The sequence below is a fragment of the Streptomyces sp. SID3212 genome, from assembly GCF_009865405.1.
Lineage (GTDB): Bacteria > Actinomycetota > Actinomycetes > Streptomycetales > Streptomycetaceae > Streptomyces.
In genome coordinates this window covers 1-6,897 of the sequence record NZ_WWJY01001011.1, presented here as the reverse complement: position 1 = coordinate 6,897, position 6,897 = coordinate 1, and the positions used below count along the sequence as shown (strand labels likewise).

At 69.2% G+C, this 6,897-nt stretch carries 4 protein-coding genes, 1 tRNA gene and 1 pseudogene; 1 reads left to right on the top strand and 5 read right to left on the bottom strand.

What is annotated here, in order from left to right:
* The 3 genes and pseudogenes from GT042_RS30055 to GT042_RS30045 all read right to left on the bottom strand — a co-directional run.
* Positions 1 to 546, bottom strand: a pseudogene (locus tag GT042_RS30055) (tetratricopeptide repeat protein); the annotation flags it as partial.
* A gap of 194 nt (positions 547 to 740) precedes the next feature.
* A tRNA-Met gene (locus GT042_RS30050) sits at positions 741 to 814 on the bottom strand.
* 83 nt (positions 815 to 897) lie between these two features.
* Positions 898 to 3,876, bottom strand: a complete 2,979-nt coding sequence (locus GT042_RS30045; RefSeq protein ID WP_202534162.1) for a UPF0182 family protein — start codon at positions 3,874 to 3,876, stop codon at positions 898 to 900.
* 187 nt (positions 3,877 to 4,063) lie between these two features.
* Between GT042_RS30045 and GT042_RS30040 the strand changes: the two genes are divergently transcribed.
* Positions 4,064 to 4,618 carry a PPA1309 family protein gene (locus tag GT042_RS30040; RefSeq protein WP_161311846.1) on the top strand — a complete coding sequence of 185 codons (555 nt, stop codon included), beginning with the start codon at positions 4,064 to 4,066 and terminating at the stop codon, positions 4,616 to 4,618.
* Positions 4,619 to 4,658: 40 nt separating this feature from the next.
* On the opposite strand, the gene GT042_RS30035 is transcribed toward GT042_RS30040, so the two are convergent.
* Positions 4,659 to 5,747 carry a PDZ domain-containing protein gene (locus GT042_RS30035; protein ID WP_161311845.1) on the bottom strand — a complete coding sequence of 363 codons (1,089 nt, stop codon included), beginning with the start codon at positions 5,745 to 5,747 and terminating at the stop codon, positions 4,659 to 4,661.
* Positions 5,748 to 6,204: 457 nt separating this feature from the next.
* The gene (locus GT042_RS30030; RefSeq protein WP_161311844.1) at positions 6,205 to 6,672 is read right to left on the bottom strand and encodes a molybdenum cofactor biosynthesis protein MoaE; all 468 of its coding nucleotides are present in this window, start codon (positions 6,670 to 6,672) and stop codon (positions 6,205 to 6,207) included.
* Between the last annotated feature and the right edge of the window lie 225 nt (positions 6,673 to 6,897).

Sequence of the window (6,897 nt, the reverse complement as noted above, 5' to 3'; positions counted from 1 at the left end):
CTTGGCCCGGCGCTCCAGCGCGCGGGCCAGCCGGTACGACGCCTCACGGTGCCCCTGCTCGGCGGCGGCGCGCAGCCAGCGCTCGGCGCCGACGTCGCTGCGGTGCTCCAGCAGGTCGGCGAGGGCGTAGGCACCGAGGGCGTGGCCCTGCTCGGCGGACTGGCGCAGCCAGTACTCGGCGGCGGGCTCGTCGCCGCGCTCGCGGTAGTGGCGGCCGAGGGCGTGGGCGGCGGCGGCGGACCCGGCGACGGCGGCGATCCGCCACCAGCCCGCCGCCTCCTCGACATAACCGCGCTGGTGGAGCAGGACACCCAGGTTGTTGGCGGCGGCACGCTCGCCCTCGGCGGTCGCGGCACGGAGGTAGGGCTCGGCGGCGTCGAGGTCGCCACGGCGCAGCAGCAGCGCGCCGAGCACGCTCATCGAGGCGGTGTCGCCCTTCTCGGCGGCGCGGCGGTGACGCGCTTCCGCCTCGGCGTCCGAGGCCTCGTGTTGCTGCACAAACCGCCCTGTCTCCAACAGAGTTGCCCTATCCCCCATAAATACCATCGTCGCACCACCTGTCCACCCACGTACAGCTGGTATATCGCGGCCGGAGAGGTCGTCGTTGCGTTTTGTCGACTTGCCCACAGAGAGACAAGTCAAACCCGATGGGGAATCAACGCGGCCCACCTGAGACACAGGTGGCGGCGGCACACGTCAAGGGCCCGGATCCTAGAAGGATCCGGGCCCTTGACTTCGCGTAGCGGGGACAGGATTTGAACCTGCGACCTCTGGGTTATGAGCCCAGCGAGCTACCGAGCTGCTCCACCCCGCGTCGTTGTGTCCCAACCGTACCACGACGCGGGGGTGACGCTTTCTCAGTCACTCAGTCACTCAGTCACTCAGGGGCTCACGGGCTCACGTCCCGGTTGACGGCTTCTCCGTGGACGAGCCCGAGGGCTTGTCACCGGGCTTCGCCGACGACGACCCCGACGGCTTGTCGCCCGGCTTCTCCGACGTGCCGGCCGCCGCGTCCGCCTCGGCCGCCCGCTTGAGCGCCGCCTGGAGCTCGTCCTGGGCCTTGCCGTACGCCGTCCAGTCCTGCTTCGCGAGCGCCGCCTGTCCCTCGTCGTACGCCTTCTGTGCGTCGGCGATGGCCTGCTTGAGCGCCGTGCTGCCGGTGGGCGGCGGCTTGGTGGTGTCGCCCGGTGGTGGTGGCGTGGTCGACGGCGGCTGCGAGCCCTCCGTACCGAACACCGCGTTGAGCGCCTGCGTCAGGCTCTCCTCAAAGACCGGCTTGCCTCCTCCGTAGGAGGCGGCCACCATCTTGAGCAGCGGGTAGTTGGCGCTGCCACCGCGCGCGTACACCGGCTCGATGTAGAGGAACCCTCCGTCGAGCGGCACCGTCAAGAGGTTGCCGTACTCGATGTCCGAGTCGGTGCCTCTCAGGTTCCGTACGAACTCGGCGACCTTGTCGACACCGTTCAGCTCGCTCTGGACCTGTTGGGGGCCCTGGACGTTGGAGGTCACTCTCAGGACTCTGATCTTGCCGAAGTCCGGACTGGTCGCGTCCGCGTCCACCGCCATGAACGCCCCCAGGTTGGGGCGCCCGTTGGGCGTGAAGGTCGTCGTCAGCGAGAACCGCTGGTCCGTCTGGCCCGGCATCTTGAGGCTCAGGTAGTACGGCGGGACCGCGCTGCTGTCCTTGTTGGTCGGGTCGTCCGGCACCTGCCACGCGTCACTGCCGCTGTAGAACTGCGAGGCGTTGGTGACGTGGTAGCGGGTGAGCAGTTCGCGCTGCACCTTGAACATGTCCTGCGGGTAGCGCAGGTGGGCCAGCAGGTCCGGGTCGATGTCCGCCTTGGGCTTCACCGTGCCGGGGAAGGCCTTCATCCAGGTCTTGAGGACCGGGTCCTCGGTGTCCCACTGGTAGAGCGTGACCGTGCCGTCGTACGCGTCGACGGTCGCCTTCACCGAGTTACGGATGTAGTTGACCTGGTTCTGCTGCGCCACGACCGCGCGCTGGTTGTCGGTCAGCGAGTCGGCGGTCGTGTCCCCCAGCGTCGTACGCGACGCGTAGGGGTAGCCGTTGGTCGTGGTGTAGGCGTCGACGATCCACTGGATCCGCCCCTTGACCACGGCCGGGTAGGCGTCGCCGTCGATGGTCAGCCAGGGGGCGACCGCCTCGACGCGGTCCTTCGGCGTCCGGTTGTAGAGGATCCGCGAACCCTCGCCGATGGCACCGGAGTAGATCATCTGCGGCTCGCTGAACGCCACGGCGTACGCCGCGCGGTTCACCGGGTTCGAGAGGTCGACGCCGCTCTTGCCGGCGTAGCTCGTCGTCTTCTCGCCGTTCTTCTCGTAGTCGAGCTCCTTCTGCGGGCCCCCGACGATCGAGTACTGCTCGGTCTTCTCGCCGTAGTAGATCCGCTGCTCGTACGTGCCGAGCGTGCCGGTCGTCGGCAGGCCCGCCTCGGTGAAGTCGGGGGCGCCGATCGTGCCCCCGTTGTCGTTCGACATCACCGTGTTGGTGCCCTTGGACGCGATCGCGCCGTACCCGTGGGTGTAGGTGAAGTGGTCGTTGATCCAGTTGCTCTTGGGGATACCGGTGATGTTCAGCTCGCGCAGGCCGATGACCGTGTCCTGCGGCTTGCCGTCCGCGCCCGTGTAGCGGTCCACGTCGAGCGTCGCCGGGAACTGGTAGTACTTGCGCTCCTGCTGGAGCTGCTGGAAGGCGGGCGAGACCACGTTCGGGTCGACCAGCCGGTAACTGGCGGCGCTGTCGGCCGCCTTGCGCTGGTCGGCCCGCTTGGCCGGGTCGCTCTGCCCCGAGTAGTCCTGCACATCGGCGTCCGCGATGCCGTACGCGGTGCGCGTCGCGTCGATGTTCTTCTTGATGTACGGGGCCTCCTTGGCCTGCTCGTTCGGCTCGACCTGGAACTTCTGCACGATCGCCGGGTAGAGGCCGCCGATGAGGACCGCCGACAGCACCAGCAGACCGAAGCCGATCACCGGCAGCTGCCACGTGCGGCGCCAGATGGTCGAGAAGAAGAGCACCGCGCAGATCACGGCGATGCAGAACAGGATCGTCTTCGCCGGCAGATACGCGTTGGCGTCCACGTACCGCAGGCCCGTCCAGTTGCCCGCCGCCTTGAAGTCACTGGACTTCACGGCCAGTCCGTACCGGTCCAGCCAGTACGCCACGGCCTTCAGCGAGACGAAGACCCCGATGAGTACGGAGAGATGCCCGGTGGCGGCGCCGGTCGCGCGCGTTCCTGGGCTCGTCACCCGCAGCCCGCCGTACAGGTAGTGGGTCACGGCGGCGGCGATCAGGGAGAGCACGGCCGCCGCGAAGCCGAAGGCCAGCAGGAAGCGGTACCACGGCAGGCTGAACGCGTAGAACGACACGTCCAGGTGGAACTGCGGGTCCTTCTGCCCGAAGGACACGCCGTTGACGTACATCAGCCACGTACGCCACTGGCCCGACGCGGACGCTCCGGCGATCAGCCCCACGAGGGCCGTGATCGCGAGAAGCACCCACTTCTTGTACGGGGCGATACCCATCCGGTAACGGTCGAGGTTCTGCTGCTCCATCGACATGGCGCTCAGCGGCGGCCTCAGCCGGTGCGCCAGCCAGATGTTGAACCCGACGGCGGCGGCCATCAACAGGCCGAAGACCGCGAACAGTCCGACCTTGGTCCAGAGCGTGGTGGTGAAAACCGATGAGTAATCGACCGAGCGGTACCAGAGCCAGTCGGTCCAGAACCCGGCGAACATGACGAAGAGCATGGCCAGGACGGCCAGCACCCCCAGCGTCATGAGCAGGGTCCGGACCCGCCGGGACGGGCGGGCCACTCTCATCCGTGGCCCGGCGGGGCCTGCGCCGCGGTCCGGCATCTGGAAAGCCAACGTGCGCACCTCGAAGTTCGCGGTCGTATGGATCAGCGTCGTTGTGGATCAACATGAATCAGCGTCGAACGGATCAGCCTTGCAGCGGTCCCGCGATCGTAGGACCCACTCATGCAACTTACTGAGGCTTTACCTAGTTCCCGTCCGCGGTCCCCGAGGGGGCAGGATATCGGCCATGTCCAACGTTTCCTCAGGTACCCCCATGGCCGCGAGCCCGCTGACCCGCGCGGTCCTCGAAATCGACGAGTACGCGGCGGGGCTCGGCTGGGACCAGCCGGCCCGGCTCTTCGCCCTCGTCGACACCGCCCGGCTGCGCACCGACGAGCCGGAGCTCGCGGCCCAGCTGGGCCTCGACGACGGTGACGCGACCGCGCCCCTCACCCCTATCGAGCAGGACGAGATCCCGGCCGACACCCCGCTGGACGAGTTCCTCGCCACGATCGCGTGGCCCGGGGCGGTGGCGGGTTGCGCGATGACCGTCGAGCGGCTGATGCTGCCGCCGTCCGCGGAGGCGTCCGTCCCGGACGGCCTCGACGAGGCCGGCCTGGCCGACTGGGTCGCCGCCCACCCCGACCGTCAGGAGGTACGGATGACGGTGGCGGTGCTGCGCGACGGCGCGCGGGACTCGGCGCTGCGGCTGCGCGAGAAGGACTCGCCGACCGAGGTCCTCACCGGCTCCGGCCTGGTCCCGGGCCTGGCCGAGGCACTGTCCGCCACCTTCGAGGCGTAACCACCGGGTCCGACCCACTGGGTGACGGTGGCACGGCCGGTCAGCTTGCCGAACAGCTCGGCAGGCCGGCCGTGTCCCCCGAGCGGACCTTGTCCAAGGACGCTTTGGCGTCGGCGATGGTGTTCACCTTGATCAGGGTGAGCCCGTCCGGGATGTCCGAGGCCGCCGCGGCGCAGTTCTCCGCCGGGGTGAGGAAGTACCGCGCGCCCGCGTCGCGCGCGCCGACCAGCTTCATCTCGATGCCCCCGATCGGGCCGACCTTCCCCTGGTCGTCGATCGTGCCCGTACCGGCGACGAACTTGCCGCCCGTGAGGGAGCCGGGGGTGAGCTTGTCGACGATGCCGAGGGCGAACATCAGCCCGGCGCTCGGGCCGCCGACGTCGGCCAGCTTGATGTCGACCGTGAACGGGAACGTGTGGTCGGTCCCGGCCTGGATGCCGACGATCGCGCGGTCGCCTTCGTCGGACTTCTTGGTCGTGATCGTGACGTCCTTGGTGCCCGTGGGCTCCTTGCCGGCCTTCTCCGCCGCCTTCGCGTCCTTGGCGGGCACGACCGTGAACACGACCTTCTGGCCCGGCCGGTGCTTGGTGACGAGCTTGGCGACGTCCGTCGGGTCCTTCACCGGGGAGCCGTCCACCGCCTTGATGACGTCCCCGGCGTGCAGCGTGCCCTCGGCGGGGCTGTCCTTGACGACGGACGCGACGATGATCCAGGAGGTGACCGGGATGTTCAGCTCCTCCAGGGCGGCGACCTTGGCGCTCTCCTGGGACTGGCTGAACTCCTCCGCGTTCTCCTGCGTGGACTGCTCTTCCGTCTTGCCGTCCGGGTAGAGGGTGTCGTGCGGCACCACGACGTTGTCGTGTGCCAGCCAGCCGTACACCGCTTCGACGACGTTCATCCGGTAATCCGCTCCGGTGACCCGGACCGTCGTCATGTTCAGATGACCCGACGTCGGGTACGTCTTGTGCCCCGATACCTGCAACACCGGCTCGCCACGCGCTTCACCGAGGGTGTTCACCGTCGGCCCGGGGCTCATCTCGGCGTACGGCACGGGGAGCAGCAGGCCCGCGCAGAGCAACCCGATGAGGGCGAGGGTGGAAGCGAGCATGGTCGCGGTGCGCCGTGGCATGGAACGACAGTACGGGAAGGGTCTGTCAGTCCACCCCCGGGGCCGGTCCGTACGAGGAGCCCGCGGCCGCTGTCGTCAGGCCGGGCCGGAGCCGGAATGTACCTTTTCCATCGCGTCTCGGAACCGTGCGTAGCCGTTGAGCGTGGCTATGTCTCCCGTCGTGCGGTTCCTCTGGGCCCAGCTTCCCCATATCGCGGCACCTACCGCGGCGAAAAGTGGAATGAGCAACCAGGTGAGCGCGGCCATTCGGACCTCCCGTACCCCCCATGAGCGTTCGCAGCGCCTGCGACCGACCGATCAGCAGATTAACCATCTGCTGGTCCAACGCTCCGGGCAGGGCCCCGGTTACGCAAATCGGGCCGTCCGGGTCCCGGACCGGTTTGGGGCCGGTACGGGCCCCGCCGGCGGTCCCGGGGAGGGTCCGGCTCTCCGTCGGCGACGGTATCCGGAACCGGAACTAGTCGTTCCGCGCCCCGACCCAGTCGTCGGTCCCGTCCGCATAGGTCTGGTGCTTCCAGATGGGAACCTCGCGCTTGAGGTCGTCGATCAGCCTGCGGCAGGCCTCGAACGCCTCGGCCCGGTGCGGGCAGGAGACGGCCACGACCACCGCGAGATCGCCGACCGTCAGATCGCCCACCCGGTGGACGGCGGCCAGCGCGCGCACCGGGAAGTCGGCCACGATCTTCTCCGCGACGCGGCGCAGCTCCTCCCCGGCCGACGGGTGGCCGGTGTAGCCGAGCGCGTCCACGTCGGCGCCGCCGTCGTGGTTGCGCACCGTACCGACGAACAGGGCGGTGCCGCCGGCGGCGTCGTCCCCGACCGCGCGGAAGACCTCGTCCACGCTCAGAGGGGTGTCGCGTATCGCCAGCAGACGGATCGGGTCCTGTGCCGTCTGCTCGCCGGGGTGGGTGGGGGTGGTCGCCATACCGCCCATCGTGCCGTACAAGACCGCATGGTGGAAGCTTCCTTCCGCTGGACGGCGCGTGTGCGCCCCTAGGGCGTGTCCGCGAAGTGGGGTCTGGCTCGCCCTCCGGGCGGACGACCCCACTTCGCGGACACGCCCTAGATGCGGCGGCGGGCCTTGCGGGCGCGGCGTACGAGCGCGGCCGTGCCGAGCAGGGCCACCGTGGCCCCCGCCGCGCCGGCCGCG